This is a genomic window from Arthrobacter sp. SDTb3-6 (genome assembly GCF_013376095.1).
Taxonomy (GTDB): domain Bacteria; phylum Actinomycetota; class Actinomycetes; order Actinomycetales; family Micrococcaceae; genus Specibacter.
This window is the reverse complement of sequence record NZ_JAAMFN010000013.1, coordinates 37,478-53,537: the sequence shown is the minus strand read 5'-3', so window position 1 is coordinate 53,537 and position 16,060 is coordinate 37,478. Positions and strand designations below refer to the sequence as shown.

General features: G+C 65.1%; 13 protein-coding genes. 8 read left to right on the top strand and 5 right to left on the bottom strand.

Annotated features, from left to right (window positions below; all coding sequences use genetic code 11):
- Nucleotides 1–66 precede the first annotated feature (66 nt).
- Nucleotides 67–1,266 carry a cytochrome P450 gene (locus G6035_RS08390; protein WP_176616627.1) on the top strand — a complete coding sequence of 400 codons (1,200 nt, stop codon included), beginning with the start codon at nucleotides 67–69 and terminating at the stop codon, nucleotides 1,264–1,266.
- Between the two features lie 427 nt (nucleotides 1,267–1,693).
- On the opposite strand, the gene G6035_RS08385 is transcribed toward G6035_RS08390, so the two are convergent.
- The gene (locus tag G6035_RS08385) at nucleotides 1,694–2,482 is read right to left on the bottom strand and encodes an IclR family transcriptional regulator (RefSeq protein WP_176616626.1); all 789 of its coding nucleotides are present in this window, start codon (nucleotides 2,480–2,482) and stop codon (nucleotides 1,694–1,696) included.
- Nucleotides 2,483–2,636: 154 nt separating this feature from the next.
- Here G6035_RS08385 and G6035_RS08380 point away from each other — a divergent pair, with 154 nt between their 5' ends.
- From G6035_RS08380 to G6035_RS08370, 3 genes are read left to right on the top strand one after another with little or no spacing between them, the layout of a single operon-like run.
- Complete coding sequence (locus tag G6035_RS08380) at nucleotides 2,637–3,338, top strand: CoA transferase subunit A (protein WP_176616668.1); 702 nt, start codon at nucleotides 2,637–2,639, stop codon at nucleotides 3,336–3,338.
- A gap of 5 nt (nucleotides 3,339–3,343) precedes the next feature.
- The gene (locus tag G6035_RS08375; RefSeq protein ID WP_176616667.1) at nucleotides 3,344–3,994 is read left to right on the top strand and encodes a CoA transferase subunit B; all 651 of its coding nucleotides are present in this window, start codon (nucleotides 3,344–3,346) and stop codon (nucleotides 3,992–3,994) included.
- Nucleotides 3,991–5,160 (top strand): acetyl-CoA C-acyltransferase, encoded by a 1,170-nt coding sequence (locus tag G6035_RS08370; protein ID WP_176616625.1) that lies wholly within the window; start codon nucleotides 3,991–3,993, stop codon nucleotides 5,158–5,160. Before G6035_RS08375 ends, G6035_RS08370 begins: the two co-directional genes overlap by 4 nt.
- Nucleotides 5,161–5,608: 448 nt before the next feature.
- On the opposite strand, the gene G6035_RS08365 is transcribed toward G6035_RS08370, so the two are convergent.
- Complete coding sequence (locus G6035_RS08365; protein WP_176616624.1) at nucleotides 5,609–7,252, bottom strand: PucR family transcriptional regulator ligand-binding domain-containing protein; 1,644 nt, start codon at nucleotides 7,250–7,252, stop codon at nucleotides 5,609–5,611.
- Nucleotides 7,253–7,360: 108 nt separating this feature from the next.
- Between G6035_RS08365 and G6035_RS08360 the strand changes: the two genes are divergently transcribed.
- From G6035_RS08360 to G6035_RS08350, 3 genes are all read left to right on the top strand, one after another.
- Nucleotides 7,361–8,848, top strand: coding sequence for a CoA-acylating methylmalonate-semialdehyde dehydrogenase (locus G6035_RS08360; RefSeq protein WP_176616623.1), 1,488 nt, complete (start codon nucleotides 7,361–7,363; stop codon nucleotides 8,846–8,848).
- 49 nt (nucleotides 8,849–8,897) lie between these two features.
- Nucleotides 8,898–10,286, top strand: a complete 1,389-nt coding sequence (locus G6035_RS08355) for an aspartate aminotransferase family protein (RefSeq protein WP_218063049.1) — start codon at nucleotides 8,898–8,900, stop codon at nucleotides 10,284–10,286.
- A gap of 316 nt (nucleotides 10,287–10,602) precedes the next feature.
- Nucleotides 10,603–11,166: a dihydrofolate reductase family protein gene (locus G6035_RS08350; protein ID WP_176616621.1), complete on the top strand. Its 564-nt coding sequence runs from the start codon at nucleotides 10,603–10,605 to the stop codon at nucleotides 11,164–11,166.
- Nucleotides 11,167–11,456: 290 nt separating this feature from the next.
- On the opposite strand, the gene G6035_RS08345 is transcribed toward G6035_RS08350, so the two are convergent.
- Nucleotides 11,457–12,983, bottom strand: a complete 1,527-nt coding sequence (locus G6035_RS08345) for a serine hydrolase (protein ID WP_176616620.1) — start codon at nucleotides 12,981–12,983, stop codon at nucleotides 11,457–11,459.
- Nucleotides 12,964–14,418, bottom strand: coding sequence for an APC family permease (locus G6035_RS08340; protein WP_176616619.1), 1,455 nt, complete (start codon nucleotides 14,416–14,418; stop codon nucleotides 12,964–12,966). The genes G6035_RS08345 and G6035_RS08340 overlap by 20 nt, the downstream gene beginning before the upstream one ends.
- Before the next feature lie 130 nt (nucleotides 14,419–14,548).
- Between G6035_RS08340 and G6035_RS08335 the strand changes: the two genes are divergently transcribed.
- A complete protein-coding gene (locus G6035_RS08335; RefSeq protein ID WP_256127848.1) occupies nucleotides 14,549–15,259 on the top strand; it encodes a TetR/AcrR family transcriptional regulator in 711 nt (236 codons plus the stop codon).
- A gap of 318 nt (nucleotides 15,260–15,577) precedes the next feature.
- Here the strand turns inward: G6035_RS08335 and G6035_RS08330 are convergent, their stop codons facing one another.
- Nucleotides 15,578–16,018: a MarR family winged helix-turn-helix transcriptional regulator gene (locus tag G6035_RS08330; protein WP_176616617.1), complete on the bottom strand. Its 441-nt coding sequence runs from the start codon at nucleotides 16,016–16,018 to the stop codon at nucleotides 15,578–15,580.
- Between the last annotated feature and the right edge of the window lie 42 nt (nucleotides 16,019–16,060).

Sequence of the window (16,060 nt, the reverse complement as noted above, 5' to 3'; positions counted from 1 at the left end):
CAGCTTTCCGACCGTGACCTTCCCGGCCGTCCGCCACGGCCACGCCATCCAACCAGGAGCACTGCAATGACCGCCACCACGCATGAAGCCAACGTCCTGGGTGACGACCCCTTCGCTACCGAAAACCTGCTCGACCCGTACCCTTTCCTTGGCCGGCTCCGAGAGGCAGGTGCCGTCTCCTACTTGGAGAGCACAGGGAGTTACGCGGTGGCGGGATACGAGGAGGTGTACGAGGTCCTCACTGATTTCGAAACCTACATTTCCTCTGGCGGCCTCGGCCCGCGCGACATCCGGAAGGACTCGGGGTGGCGACCGCCCAGCATCCTCGAATCGGACCCGCCCATCCACACCGTTATGCGCCGCGCGCTGACCGGCGTGATCAACCCCGGCACCGTACGTGCCCTCCGGCAGCCGTTCACGCCGCCGGCCGTCGAACTGGCGGAGCAGCTGGCGCGCCGGGACCGCTTCGACGCGGTTACTGACCTCGCCGAGAAATACCCCCTCCGTGTCTTCCCGGATGCGGTGGGGATTTCCGACGGCGGCCGCGAACACCTCCTGCCCTACGGCAACATGGTGTTCAACGCCTTTGGCCCGGAGAACTATATATTCAAGCAGGCGTTCGCCCAGGAGGACGAGCACGCCGCCGCGGTGATGCGGAACTGCCAGCGGGAGAATCTGGACGACACTGGTTTCGGGGCGCAGATCTGGGACCGCGTCAACGAAGGCATCATCACAGAGCAGCAGGCCACTTTGCTGGTCCGGGCGCTGCTCTCCGCCGGAGTGGACACCACCATCTTCGGCATCGGCAACACGCTTTCGGTGCTGGTCCGACACCCCCAAGCCTGGGCCAGGCTGCGGGAGAACCCCAAGCTGGCAAAATTCGCCGTGGACGAGTCGCTGCGCCTGGAGTCGCCGTTCCAGAAGTTCCACCGGACTGTTGCCGTGGACACAGTGTTGGGCGGCGTGCACCTCCCGGCCGGCGCGAAGGTGTTGGTATTCCTCGGCGCCGCGAACCGGGACCCGCGCAAGTGGGGCGACAATGCCGACGAGTTCGATCTGGACCGCAATGCCTCCGGTCACGTGGCCTTCGGGATGGGCCTGCACCAGTGCGTGGGGCAGCCCATCGCCCGTCTCGAAATGGAGATCATCCTGCAGCAGCTGGCCGAGCGGGTGGCCGCGATCGAGCCAGACGGTGCTCCCGTGCCCATCCTGCACAACGTTCTCCGTGGCTTCGAATCCTTGCCGGTGCGCATCACCGGGGCATAGCTGCAGCAACTGCGGCACTAGTGTCGCGTTTTGCGTCGTTGCCGCGCGCACGGCAATGATGTCATTGGAGCCAGCGCTAGGGTTGGATGCGGTTGACGAAGCGACCGGGCAGCACTTTCCACCCTTACACATGCGAAAGGATCCCGGTGACCACGCCGTCAGGCACTCTCGCGCAACCGGTTCTCGTCCCGGGTGCTCACCGGAGGCACCGAGCGTGGCGGCCGATTCACCCGGACCACCGAATGTACTTTTCTGGGTGAAACCCGCTCGCCCGCAGCCTTCCTGGCCCGCGGCCTTCCTGGCCGGCGGGCTCTGGCAGGTTGCCTCCGCGATCGAGTCCACTTCCGAGCCCTCGCACAAGGGGTAAATCCGGCCGGCTGCCTAGGCAACCGTCGGGGTGCTCGGGGCGTCCACTGCGGGTTCCTTGTCAGGGTGTGGGCGCGTTTGATTCGTTGCGAAGTTGTTTGGTGAGTTCGTGGGCATGGTGCATGAGCAGCGTTCCCATTTCCTGGCGGCGTTCGGGCGTGAAGCGTGATTCGATGCCGGTGAGGCTTAGTGCCCAGGCTGGCTGGGCGGCCTGATCGAAGACTGCTGCTGCCATGCCCCAGCTGCCTTCCACGATGAGTCCGGGGTTCAGTGCCCAGCCGCGTTCGCGGGTTTCGGCGATGCGGTGCCGCAGCGGGGCCTGCCCGTGGGCGTTGCCGTGTGTGGCGTCCAGGTCGTGGTTTTCCAGGTATCGTTCGATGCTTTTTTCGGGCAGGAAGGACAGGATGGCCAGTCCGGCCGATGCCACGCCCAGGGGGAATCTTTTGCCCTCGTAGAGCACGAAGGAACGGATGGGGAAGGCGCCGTCCAGGCGCAGCAGGCACACCGTTTCATCTCCGCGCCGGACCGAAAGGAAGGCGCTTTCGCCGGTGGCGTTGGCCAGGGCGGCGACATGGCCGCGCGCAAGGTCGGTAATGTCGTAGCGTTCCGCGGCCACAGTGCCCATGAGGTACAGTTCCGGGCCGAGCATCCAGAACCCGGTGGCGTGGTCGTGGTCGCAGAAGCCTTCGTTTGTCAGGGCCGCCAGGAGGCGGTGGACGGTGGGGCGGGCCAGCCCGGTGGCCCGTGCCGCGTCGGTGGTGGTGATGCCCCGGGGCATTGCTGTGCTGACCGTGCGCAGGACGGCGGCCATTCTGCCGACCATCTGCGCACCGGGAAACGAAGTGTTCATGTTCATATTATGGACGATTATGGTGATCCGGGTCATCATCCGAGCAATCAAGCTTCATCATCAATGTTTCGTTGACCTGGAATCGGCGGAATGGTTACCGTCGGGATCAGGAACGGCTGATTTCATATTGTGAACGGGAAAGGACGGAATTGTGGTGACAAAAGTGTTGGCAGATGCCGCGGGGGCACTGGCTGAGTGTGTGCGTGACGGCATGACAGTGGCCGTCGGCGGCTTCGGCCTGAGCGGGATCCCGAGCCGGCTGATCACGGCGCTGCGCGACTCCGGCGCGAAAAACCTGACGATCGTGTCGAACAACATGGGAGTGGACGGCAAGGGGTTGGGCCTGTTGCTGGAGAACCGGCAGGTCTCCAAGGTGATGGCCTCCTATGTGGGTGAGAACAAGCTTTTTGCGCAGCAGTTTTTGAACCATGAGCTTGAGGTTGAGTTCGTTCCGCAGGGCACGCTGGCTGAACGGTTGCGGGCTGGCGGGGCCGGGATTCCGGCCTTTTACACGCCGACGGGTGTGGGGACCCCGGTGGCTGAGGGGAAGCCGGTCATGGACTTCGACGGACGTCCCGCGATTTTGGAGCGCGGCATCGTCGCAGACATTTCGCTGGTGCGCGCCCATGAGGCCGATCCGGAGGGGAACCTCCGCTACCGGATGACGGCCCGGAACTTCAACCCGTTGGCCGCCGCGGCGGGCCGGATTACCTTCGCCGAGGCTGAAATCATCCATGAGGGTTTCCTGGATCCCTCCCTTGTGGAAACCCCCGGCATCTTCGTGAAGCACGTGGTGGCAACGGACGGCACCAAGGACATCGAACAGCGGACCGTGCGCGTCCGTCAGGAGGCATGAGGACCATGTGGACACGTGATGAAATGGCGGCCATTGGCGCCAGCGAACTACAAGACGGCCAGTACGTCAACCTGGGCATCGGCATCCCGACGCTGGTGGCCAACAACCTGCCCGACGGCGTGCGCGTCACCCTGCAAAGCGAAAACGGGCTACTGGGCATGGGGCCGTTCCCCTACGACGGGGAGGAAGACGCGGATTTGATCAACGCGGGCAAGCAGACCGTCACCCTGCTGCCCGGGGGCAGCTACTTCGACTCCGCCACCTCCTTCGGCATGATCCGGGGCGGTCACGTTGCCACGGCCATCCTCGGCGCCCTGCAGGTCGCGGCCAACGGGGACCTGGCCAACTGGACCATTCCCGGGAAACTGGTCAAGGGCATGGGAGGCGCCATGGACCTGGTCGCCGGGTCTCCTCGCGTCATCGTCATCACTGACCATGTGGCCAAGGACGGCACCCCGAAAATCGTCGAACACTGCAACCTGCCGCTGACCGGTGTCGGCGTGGTGGACCGGATCATCACCGACCGGGCCGTGTTCGACGTCGTTGACTCCGCCCTGGTTCTGCGCGCCGTGGCGCCGGGCGTCACCATCGAATCCCTGGTCGATTCCACCGGGGCCGCCTTCAGCATTGGCTTAGAGGAAGAGGAAGCAGCATGAACGCATTGATCGCCGGGTACGCCCGCACCCCGTTTGCCCGGTTCAACGGGGCACTGGCCACCGTTTCCGCCACGGCCTTGGGAGCCCACGCCGCAGCTGCCGCGCTTGGCCGGGCCGGGATCGACGCCGGGGAGGTGCAGCGGGTCTTTGCCGGGCACGTCCTGCAAGCAGGTGCCGGGCAGAACCCTGCCCGGCAGTCCGCCGTGGGCGCCGGGATCGGCTTCCACGTCCCGGCCCTGACGTTGAACGCCGTCTGCCTTTCGGGCACCGAAGCCGTGGTCGCCGGTGCCCGCATGATTGTCGCCGGCGAGGCCGACGTCGTCGTGGCCGTCGGACAGGAGTCCATGTCCCAGGCCCCCCACGTGCAGCGCGCCCGGGCCGGGACGAAGCACGGTGCCATCGAGATGCTCGACACCCTGGAGTTCGACGGGCTCACCGACGCGTTCGAGGCCCGCTCCATGGGGTCCTCGACGGAGGAAGGCAACACCGAGCTGGGCATCGGGCGGGCGGAGCAGGACGCGTTTTCCGCCCGCTCGCACCAGCTCGCCGCGGCGGCAGCGGACTTCCACGCCGCGGAGATCGCACCGTTCACCATCACCTCCCGACGCGGGGACACCGTCTTCTCGGCGGACGACGGCGTGCGCGCCGAGACCACGGTGGAGTCCCTGGGCAGGCTGCGCCCGGCCTTTAGCCGGGACGGCACCATCACGGCGGGCAACGCCTCCCAGATCACCGACGGTGCTGCCGCCCTGGTGCTGGTCAGCAAGGCGGCCGCCCAGAGGTTGGGGGTCACGCCGCTCGCCGAGATTGTTTCCCACGCGCTGGTCGCCGGCCCGGACGTGCGCTTGCACGAGCAGCCGGCCAATGCGATCCTCGCCGCCCTGGATGGCACCGGCCTGGCAGCGGCGGATTTGAGAGCCGTGGAAATCAACGAAGCCTTCGCGGCCGTGGGCGTGCGCTCAACAGCCAAGCTCGGCATCGACCCGGGAATCGTCAACACCAAAGGCGGAGCCATCGCCCTCGGACACCCCATCGGAGCCTCAGGTGCGCGGATCGTCGGCACGCTCGCCCGCCAACTGGCCGAACTCGGCACCGGAGCCGTGGGCGCCGCCGGCATCTGCGGTGGCGGAGGCCAGGGCAGTGCCGTCATCCTGCGGGCACTCTGAGCAAACAGCCGTAACGCCCGCACGACTGTGAAGGCACGACGCAGGCCTGGGTCCCTCCCCGGCGTCCGGGCCTGCCCGGCCATCCGATCCAGACCGGCCATGTCATGAGATGCCGCCGGTCATTTCCGGATGAGACTCGAAGTGGTGAACGACTGGCCGTGTTGACAGTGCCACCACGCTGTCGTGAACACATTTTCCTCCGGACTGGCCCGGGCCGGGGCCAGTCCGGGCCGGGTTCCATATGGTTCGGCGGGAGGCCAGTGTCTGTCCAAGGGTTGCCCGGGTTTGAGCCTCGCTTGTGGCACATCGGGCACAGTGTTACAGATGGCCGGCGCACTTCGAGCATTTAGTTGGTGTGTGCGCAGCCTACGCGCCATGGACAGCGGACCAGGCGGGTATCCAGCGCAGGTTTAGCGGTAGCTCATTCGCCATGGGTCCATGATGCCATCTACGCCGAACCGCCCCTGAGGCGGTGCAGCAGCAGGGCCACGTGGAGGGAGGTGCGGGATTCGGCGTCGTCCAGGTCCACGGCGAGCAGTTCTTCCAGCTTGGCGAGGCGGGCGTACAGGGTGGGCCGGCTGAGGTATCCCCGGCGCGCCAGGGCAGCCTTGTTGCCGCCGGATTCAAGGTAGTGGCCGAGCAGGTCCAGGAGCCCGCCCTGTCCCTGTGCCTCGGCGTCAAGGATGCCGGCGAGTTCGGATTCGGCGAACTGCTGGACGCGCGGGTCATTGCGCAGGAGCGCCAACAGCCCGCGGAGCCGAACGTCCGTGGCGTAGTAGTAGGGGCGCCCGGGGCCGCGCAGCGTTGCTGCTGTTTCGGCCACGTGGGAGGCTTCCTCGATCCCCGCTGCGGCCTCCAGAAGCGTTGCCCGTACGCGCCCGACACCGATTCTCCAGCGAGGGGTTCCCCCGCCGGCGTGGGCAGCGAGCGTGTCTGCCAACCGTTGCAGGGTGGCGTCCTGAAGTTGCTTGGCCGGCAGGGCCAGGACCATGCCGACCGAGCCGGATTGGATGCTTGCTGTCAGGGCGCTTCCGGAGATGGATTTCAGGGTCCGCGCCAGCAGGTCGAGCAGTTCCCGCTCTTCCTGCTGGCGCGCGAGCGGATTGCCGGCGTCGGCCGTGGTCCCGCGGCCGGAGCCCAGGGGCTGGATGGTGCGGAAGACTGCCGGCAGGTAGAACGGGGCGCGTTTAAGGCCGAGGGATCCGGCGCGTGCCAGGGCGTCGGCTTCGCTGAGGCCGCGCGGGTTGCGCAGGATGTTGAGCAGGCCTGCCTGGGCCTGGTGGGCGAGTTCACTGTGGTCGCGTTCAGCCAGGCGGTTGATCGCGAGGGTCTGGGCGGCCCGTTCCAGGACCGTGGCGGTGAAGTCGTCATCTCCTGCGGCGGACGGTGCCACGAGCCGGCCCCAGAGCTGGGTGCGCACGCCGACAGGGACCTGCAGCCAGCCTTCGGGGCCGGTGCGGGCTGTGCGGGCGGGGCTGGGTGTGGTGCGGGAGCGCCGTTCCCAGTCGCTAAGCAGTTCCGTGGTGGCCAGGGGGTTGGCGGCGTAGGCGATCACCAGGTGTTGGAGGTCTTCGAGGACGACCGGCGCGCCGATCATTGCCGCGGCCTGTTCGACCACTTGCTGGGTGTCGGCGCTTTCCAGGCTTAGCAGGGTAAAGGCCTCGTGGACGTCACGGGCCCTTTCGACCTGTTCAAGCTGTTCGGCGACGATCCTGCGGTGCACGGTTTCGGTGATCTCCACGAAGCGCACGCGGTGCTTGAGCGTGATCACGGGTAGTGGTGAGTGCCCGGCTGCCGAGCGCAGGGCCGCAAGGCTGCGCTCGCGCGGGCCGGCCAGCTCCACGATGAGCCCCGCCGCACCTGCCTTTTCAAGGGAGCGGATGTATGACGCCGCCCGGGCGGGTTCCTTTTCCAGCTCCAGTCCGGTGGTCAGGACCAGCTCGCCGCCCGACAGCAGGTCGGTGATGTCCAGCAGTTCGCTGACGTGAACCCAGCGCACCGCCGTGTCCAGGGAGGCGGGCCCACCCAGGAGGGTGGGCCCGGCGTCGTGCACGATGGGGAGGGCGAGGATGGAGTGGAGCGTGGGCAGCATTTACATAGTGTAAATCTGATCACCGTTTTATTTACAGTTTGCCAATTACGGCCCGGCGGCCCGGCGGACAGACTGGGATCAATCGTTCCACCAACCACAGGAGAAGCATTGAACACCATCGGGCACTGGATCAACGGCAGCTACGCTAGGGTTGGGCCGCGCACGGCCCCGGTCACCAACCCGGCCACGGGCAAGGTCACCGCCGAGGTTGCCCTGGCGGGCGTGGAGGACGGCAACGCTGCCGTCGCCGCGGCCAAGGCAGCCTTCCCGGCCTGGCGGGACACGTCGCTGACGCGCCGCACCCAGATCCTGTTCGCCTTTCGGGAACTGCTGAACGCCCGCAAGGGTGAGCTGGCCGCCATCATCACCTCCGAGCACGGCAAGGTCCTCGACGACGCCCTCGGCGAGGTCAGCCGGGGCCAGGAAGTCGTCGAGTTCGCCTGCGGCATGCCGCACCTGGTCAAGGGAAGCTACACGGAGAACGCCTCCACGAAGGTGGACATCCATTCCGTCCGCCAGGCCCTGGGCCCGGTGGCGATCATCAGCCCGTTCAACTTCCCGGCCATGGTGCCCATGTGGTTCTTCCCCCTGGCCATCGCGGCAGGCAACACCGTGGTCCTCAAGCCAAGCGAGAAGGTCCCCACCGCCGCGAACTGGATGGCTGAACTGTGGAAGGAAGCCGGGCTGCCCGACGGCGTTTTCAACGTCCTGCAGGGGGACAAGGTGGCCGTGGACACCCTCCTGACGCACCCCGACGTGAAGGCCGTTTCGTTCGTCGGCTCCACTCCCATCGCCAAATACGTCTACGAAACGGCAACCGCCCACGGCAAGCGCGTCCAGGCCCTGGGAGGGGCAAAGAACCACATGATCGTCCTGCCCGACGCCGACCTGGACCTCGCCGCCGACGCCGCCATCAACGCCGGCTTCGGCTCGGCAGGGGAGCGGTGCATGGCCATCTCGGCACTGCTCGCCGTCGGCGGGATCGCCGATGAACTGGTCGCCAAGATCGCCGACCGCGCCAGGGCCCTGCGCACCGGCGACGGGCTGCGCGGCTGCGACATGGGCCCGCTGGTCACGTCGGCACACCGGGACAAGGTCGCCGGCTTTGTTGATGCCGGCGAGGAGTCCGGTGCCACGCTCGTCGTTGACGGGCGCACGATCGATGCGGATGCCGAAGGTGAAGGCTTCTTCGTCGGCCCGACCCTGTTCGACCATGTCACCACGAACATGTCCATCTATCAGGAGGAAATCTTCGGCCCGGTCCTCTCCGTCCTGCGCGTCAACAGTTTCGACGAGGCCCTTGCCACCATCAACGCCAACCCCTATGGCAACGGCACCGCCCTGTTCACCAACGACGGCGGGGCCGCCCGGCGTTTCCAGAACGAAGTCGAAGTGGGCATGGTGGGCATCAACGTTCCCGTGCCCGTCCCCATGGCCTACTACTCCTTCGGCGGCTGGAAGAACTCACTCTTCGGGGACACCCACGCCCACGGCAGCGAAGGCGTGGCCTTCTTCACCCGCGGCAAGGCCGTCACCACTCGCTGGGTGGACCCCAGCCACGGCGGGATCAACCTCGGCTTCCCGCAGAACGCCTGAGCGGCATCCCTTGCGGACAATTACAACGAAGGAAACAGCCATGACTTCCATGATTGACAACGCGGCCCTTCCCTACGCGTTCGACGGCGCTCCCGCCATCGACGCTGCCGCCGCCCGTCGGGCCTACGAACTCGACCGCAAACACGTCTTCCACTCCTGGTCCGCCCAGGACCTGCTGGACCCCATGGTCATCTCCGCCGCCCGAGGCTCCTACGTGTGGGACGGGGACGGCAAAAAGTACCTCGACTTCTCCTCCCAGCTGGTCAACACGAACATCGGACACCAGCACCCGGCCGTCGTGGCCGCGATCGCCGCCCAGGCCGCCAAGCTGTGCACCATCGCCCCGGGGTACGTCAACGAGGCCCGGTCGGAGGCGGCCCGCCTCATCACCGGGCGCACCCCGGGAGACCTGAACAAGATCTTCTTCACCAACGGCGGAGCCGACGCGAACGAGCACGCCGTGCGCATGGCCCGCCTGCACACCGGCCGGACCAAGGTGCTCTCGGCCTACCGCTCCTACCACGGCGGCACCCAGCTGGCCGTCAACATCACCGGTGACCCGCGGCGGTGGGCCAACGACACCGCCAGCACCGGCACGGTCCACTTCTTCCCGCCGTATCTTTACCGGACCAGCTTCCACTCCACTACCGGGCAGGAAGAAAGCCAGCGGGCCCTGGAGCACCTCGAACAGCTCATCTGCTTCGAAGGACCCGAAACAATCGCGGCCCTGGTGCTGGAATCCATCCCGGGCACGGCCGGCATCTACGTCCCGCCCGCCGGGTACATGCAGGGGGTGCGGGAGCTGTGCACGAAGCACGGAATCGTCTTCATCGCCGATGAAGTCATGACCGGATTCGGCCGCACCGGCAAGTGGTTCGCCGTCGAGCACTTTGACGTCATCCCCGACCTGATGACGTTCGCCAAGGGCGTCAACTCCGGCTACGTGCCATTGGGGGGCGTAGCCATTGGCCCGGACATCGCGGCCACCTTCGGCAAACGTGTCTACCCGGGCGGTCTGACCTACTCCGGACACCCCCTCGCCACCGCCGCGGCCGTCGCCACCATCAACGCCATGGAATCAGGGAACATGGTGGAGCATGCCGCGACCCTGGGATCCGACGTCATTGGCCCTGCCCTGCACGGATTCGCCGAACAACACAAATGCGTAGGCGAAGTCCGCGGCATGGGTGTCTTTTGGGCGATCGAACTGGTCAAGGACCGCCAAACGCGCGAACCGCTGGCGCCGTACGGCTCCTCCAGCCCCGAAATGAACCAGCTCATCACAGCCTGCAAGTCCCGCGGGCTCCTGCCCTTCGCCAACTTCAACCGGATCCACGTGGTCCCGCCCTGCAACACCGGCGTCGCGGAGGCCACGGCAGGCCTGGCGATCCTCGATGAGGTCCTCGACATCGCCGACGGGTTCACCGCAAACCCTTGACCGGCCACGGCGGGTACCAAGGTGGCCTCGGGGCGTCACAACAGGGCCGGGGATGGCGGTCACTGACCGCACCTCGGATTCCCCGGATCGGACCCGATCAGCGGCTGCTTCGACCGGCTGCGGCCTGGGACGGCGTCGTCAGTGCCTTTGCCGAAGCCGCCCGATCGCTGGGGAACCGTTCACGTCGAGTCGCTGCACCGCTGCACCGCTGCAGCGTGCCGGCGCTGCTTCAGCGGCCTTCAGCGTGTGCAGGCCGGTGGTTCTTCCGCATCGTGCGGGTCTGTACGCCCGTGCCGGCCCGCGCGATGATGGGGCCATGCGGAAACTTTGCTTTGGCATGAACGTGAGCCTGGACGGCTACATCGATGCACCCGGCGGCGGCCTTGGCTGGAGTGTGCCGAGCGAAGAGCTGTTCCAGTGGTGGTCCGACCGGGTCGGCGCGACGGGCCTGGCGCTGTACGGGCGAAGGCTGTGGGAGGCGATGGGCTCCCACTGGCCGACGGCGGACCAGCAGCCGGGGGCCACGGCGGCGGAGATCGTTTTTGCCCGCCGTTGGCGGGACATGCCGAAGGTCGTGTTCTCGTCGACTGCCAGGGCGGTTGATTGGAACACCCGCCTGGTCACCGGCGACGCGGTCGCGGAGATCACGCGGCTCAAGGCCGGGGACGGAGTCCCCATGGACATCGGCGGTGCAACCCTGGCAGCGGCGGCCATGCGGGCCGGGCTGATCGACGAGTACGTGCTGGCCACCGCACCGGTCCTGGTGGGAGGCGGCACGCCCTTTTTTACGGCCCTGGACAACTGGGTCAACCTGCACCTGGTGGAAACCCGGACCTTTTCCGGCGGTGTGGTGCTGACCAGGTATGAAACCAGGCGCTGAGTTCCACCCGCCGTACTTGGCCCCTGTCAGCCCCAGGGTCCACTGACGGTATCGGGCTGTAACAAAGCCCTACCGGATCTATTGGGGGACGATCCGGTAGGGCTTCTGAGTTGATAGTACACCGCCATCTACAACTGCGCAGGTGGTGCACGCGCGATGCCTTGGACGGGACGCGCAGCCAGCTGCGCCGACTGCCCATTCAGGATATCCGGCAAGTAACCAGTCGGGACAAAGCCCTGGAGACGAAGGACCCCCAATGGTCCTTCGTCTCCAGGCAGGATTGGAGGTCGCTAAGGTTTGTTGTTTGAGACGTGTGCCGCTCGCGTGGGCCGTCCACGGCTTAGCGGATCAGGCGGGCGGCCCCTGGCCGGATGGTCCTCCAACGCAAGGACCTGGACCCGACGTGGATGAACCGGGGTGAGTAGAACTCCCGCCGCCAGGACCCCGCCAGGCCCGTGAAAGCGGACTTTCAGGCGGGAGTTGTCGATGATGGAGACCTGGCAGCCATCCGGAGCCAACGGGCCCACGTGTGTTTTCAGGTAGGCCAGTTCATCCCGTCGCTCCTGCCACGACCTGTCGAGGGCGACACAGGGAGAGAAGACCCCGGCGGTGACTTCGCCGTGGAGCATGAACGATCTGACGCCGGCGACGATCCTGTCCAAATTGTGGATCTCGAGGGATGTGTCCAATGGCCGTTTTAGAAGGGATTTGAGGGCGAGGCCGGCCGGGGCGCTTACGGGGGCGTAGGTGCTGCCGCCCAATGCGATGACTCCGGTTCCGGATGACTGGTGCCAGCACATGTGGGCCCCATATCCGGGGTAGCCACCGACGTGATGGCTGATCAGCCCAAAGTCCGGGTCCTGTTCGATGAAGATGCCGAGTCCGTAACTGGAGATTCCCCACGGGAAATCCCTTGAAGAGGGGAGACCTGTTGCAGGGTCAACGGTGAACGGAACTGGCGTGATGGGTTGTTGCATTCGACGCCGGAGCGTCGAGGGCAGGGGCCCGTCATCCGTCAGCGTCGACGCGGCCAGGGTGCTGACCCACTTGCCCATGTCGGAGAGACTGCTGAGGACGCCGCCAATGGCCGAAAAGGCGCCTGGGGCGGTCGGTTTTTGTAGTTTCCAGCCGTGTTCAGTGAGCCGGTAGCCGTGGGCGAATCTGTCGTGGGGAACGGTGCGGTGGTCAAAAGTTGTTGACTGAAGTCCCAACGGGCCAAAAAGCAGCTTCCCCACCACTTCCGGGTAGGGCTGTCCCGTCACGGTCTCGACGATGCGCCCAATCATCGCGTACCCCAAATTTGAATATTGGAAGGTTTGCCGCGGACGGGTGGTCCTTACTGTGCCTCCCGCCAACAAGCGGTCAAAGGCTTCGGACGTCATCGTCTCTTGGCGGTCGGCCCAGGCATCATCGGACGGAAAACCTCCGGACATGGACAGGACGTCGTTAAGGGTGGGCAACCTTCCGGACGGTCCCGCGTCCACGAGCCCCGGAAGGTAGTTGGCAACTGGCGCTTCAAGGTCCACGAGCCCGTGGCGCTCCAGGAGCAACGTCGTTGCGGCGGCAAAGCTCTTTGACAGCGATGCGATTCGAAAAACCGTATTCACGTCCGGTCGATGTCCATTGCCGAGCGCGGTTTCTCCGGTTGAGCAGACATGGACCATGGCCCCCTGGCTGACCACGGCCCACGCCAGTGCGGGAGTTCCCGTGGTGTTTCCGGCGATTTCGTTCGCTGTGTGCCTGAAACTATCGTCGATATTCCAGTACGTCCTCCGGGTTTCACTGTCGGGGGCTGTTTCAAAGTGGCTCTTTGGCATTCTCGCCGGCCTCCTTATGCTGGGGACCAGGCGGAGTGGTGGGGCGGACGGGATCCAGCATCAGCATGTGGGTGTGACGCCGGGGACGGAGGTAGATGAGATAGTAGGCCAGGGATGCCGCGACGATGGCACCCGCAATGAAAAGGTCACTTGAAGTCTGCTGTGTCAGAACCACAACTGACATGACGATCGCCAGGACCGGCGCTGCGGGCCAAAGAGGCATCCGGTACGGCCGGTCCGTCGTTTTGTCCCTCAGCCGGCTCACGATCGCGGATGCCGCGACAAGGATAAATTCCACGCAGAGTACGGCGCCGACGCATGTGCTCAATGTGGCAACGTCCGTGAACAGTACGAGAATTGCACCGGCGACGCCGACGACGATCGTTGAAATCCAGGGCGTGCCCCATTGTGGATGAACTGACGCGAGGGCCTTGCTCAGGGGCGCAGGCCAGGCCATGTCCCGGCCGGAACTGTAGAGAATCCGTGCGAAGAACGGCATGAGTGCCACCACGGCATTGAGCACGGCAACGGCAATGCCGAGGCTGATGATCGTATTAAAGGTGTCTCCACCCATTGACGTCAGAAAATACTGCCACGGATTAGGGCTGGCCGAAAGGTCAGCCAGTGACGGCGAGGCAAGGATTGCCATGGCGACCGGCAGTACCTCGCACGCTACCGCGACTCCCAAGGCTATAAAGACCGATCGGGCTACATTGCGGCGGCTCCCCGTTGTTTCCTCCGAGTACAGGAGCGCCCCCTGGAATCCGTTGTAGGCAAAGCTCGCAACGGCGATGCCGGCAACGAGTGCGCCAATGGTCAATGATTGCGTGGTGCCATTGGCATTGGTGATCAACGGATGAAAGAGCGTTCCGATGGGACGCTGGATGTGAAACAGGCCCAGCGCACCCACAAAGACGACTGACAGAAGTTCTATGGCGAGGAGGACGCCGACGGCGATCGCGCTGAGCCGCACACCCAAAATCGCGACGGCCGCACCGAGCAGGATGATGACGGCAGCCAAAATATTGGTATTGACGTTGACGATGACCCCGACGTACTGCCCGATGCCGAGGGCGACGACGGCCGGAATCAAGACGGCTTGGATGGGACCGCTCAAAATGAGCGAGACGAACCCGGCGGGACGGCCAAGGATGCGGGCGACGAAGGTATAGTCGCCGCCCGCAATGGGATACGCGCATCCCAACTCTGCCCAACAGAAGGCCAACGCCAGTCCCATGACGGCCGCGATAACAAAAGTTAGCGGCGCCCCGGTTCCGGTCAGCGTGAACAAGACCGGGGCGATAATGAAGGCGCCCGTCGCGGGTGTTACGGCAGAGACGACCAGCGAAATGTTTTCCCACAGGCCAAGCGAGCGGTGAAGCTCCTGCTTGTAGGCGCGACGTTGCACAGTCACACCGATGTTTTTGACATTCATCGCGTCCTCCACGTGCGGGCCGAAGTTGGGATTTTGACAATCGCTTAGGCAAGCAAACGTCATTGTCCACGGTGATGTCAACAGTGATGACTGAGTTTTTTTGAATTGTTTGTTATGAGACGATGACGTGATGGATCAATCTCGGCTCGACGACGGCGGTCCGGTTCCTGGGGCAACGCCGGCCCACCACGCGCGGCTGGACCGCGACATGATACTTGAGGCATCGCGGGAACTGTGCGATCAGGAGGGTTTGAGTGCCCTGACGCTCCGCCGTCTCGGGAAGGAGCTCGGTGTCGATTCGACTGCCATGTACCGCCATTTCAAGAATAAGAAAGACCTTCTCTCGGCGCTGATCGATCTCCTCTTTGCAGATGTCCCGGAACCGGATCCTGGCCGGCCCTGGCGTGAAAACCTGACGACCCTGATGCGGGCATGGTTCGACATCTATAGGCGCCACGTTGGGCTGGCCGAGGCAATGGCAGGCCAGGCCGATGACCAGCCACGGCTCTTCTCCTTGACGGAATGGACTGTTCACGAGTTGCGGCGTGCGGGAGTTCCTTCCACGGACATCGGATTGTTTCATCAGGCCATCTATAACCACACGGTCGGGTACGGGTTGGTGGCGGCGCTTTCACCGTGGATGACCACGCCCAGCCTCCGTGATGAACAGCGGCGCATTTACTCCGCCTTGGATCCTGCCAAGTTTCCGGACTCCAGTGCGGCCGCTGGATCCCTGTACCCGGACACCGATATATTGTTCGACTTTGGGATGGAACTGCTCCTGGATGCCATTGAAGAACGGGTCCGGGAAGTAGCAACGGAAGCTGACCTGCCAAGGTAACCAAGCCCCAATCGACGTCGGGCTGGCGCTCAACCCTGTAGGATCGCGAAGCACGGACACCACCGTCGAATGCCTTGAACTGGCACCCTTCGCCAGGCTGCTGTATTCCTCCGACGCCTTCGGCCTGCCGGAACTGCCCCTCCTTGGCGCCATCCTGGTTGCAGGGATGACCGCTTCCGGAAAATGCGCGACGGACCTACAAAAGCTGAACCGGCATTAGGGAACTGCTCAGGAAATGGCCGGGGCACAATCGCCGCTTTTTGGAAACAAGGACGGCGGTGTCAAACCCGGGACGGGCCGGCGAGCGGGACCGGTCCGTCACCCGCGTCGAGGGGACCATCCGTCCCCGGCCGCCAGGGACTGGAGAAGCCCGGCTTCCAACTCACGCACGGAGGCCAGTATGGGGGCCAGCGACGCTTTTCCCTTTTCCGTCATCACAATGACTGCCCCGCGCCGGTCCTTGGGGTTTGTCTCCCGGCGGACCAGGCCGGACCCGAGCATTTTCTTCACCCTCTTCGTGCTGGCCGGCGCCGACGTCAGCAGGTCAGCGGCCCGTTCCGTAGGCGTCATGGGTCGTCCGGTCCGGGCCAGCAGGGACAGGATGTCAAATTCGGCCCATGTGACTCCGCGTGAGGCAAGGACCACGTCGCTGCGCATTTGGATGATCCGGGCCAGCCGGCTGACCCGTCCGATCACCGCGCTGGGTGCCGTTTCGATCTCGGGGTACAGCCGCATCCACTGCCCCTGAAGCTGATCCATGTAGTCCTTCATCATCCCAGACTACTTGCGCCGCCCTGTTCC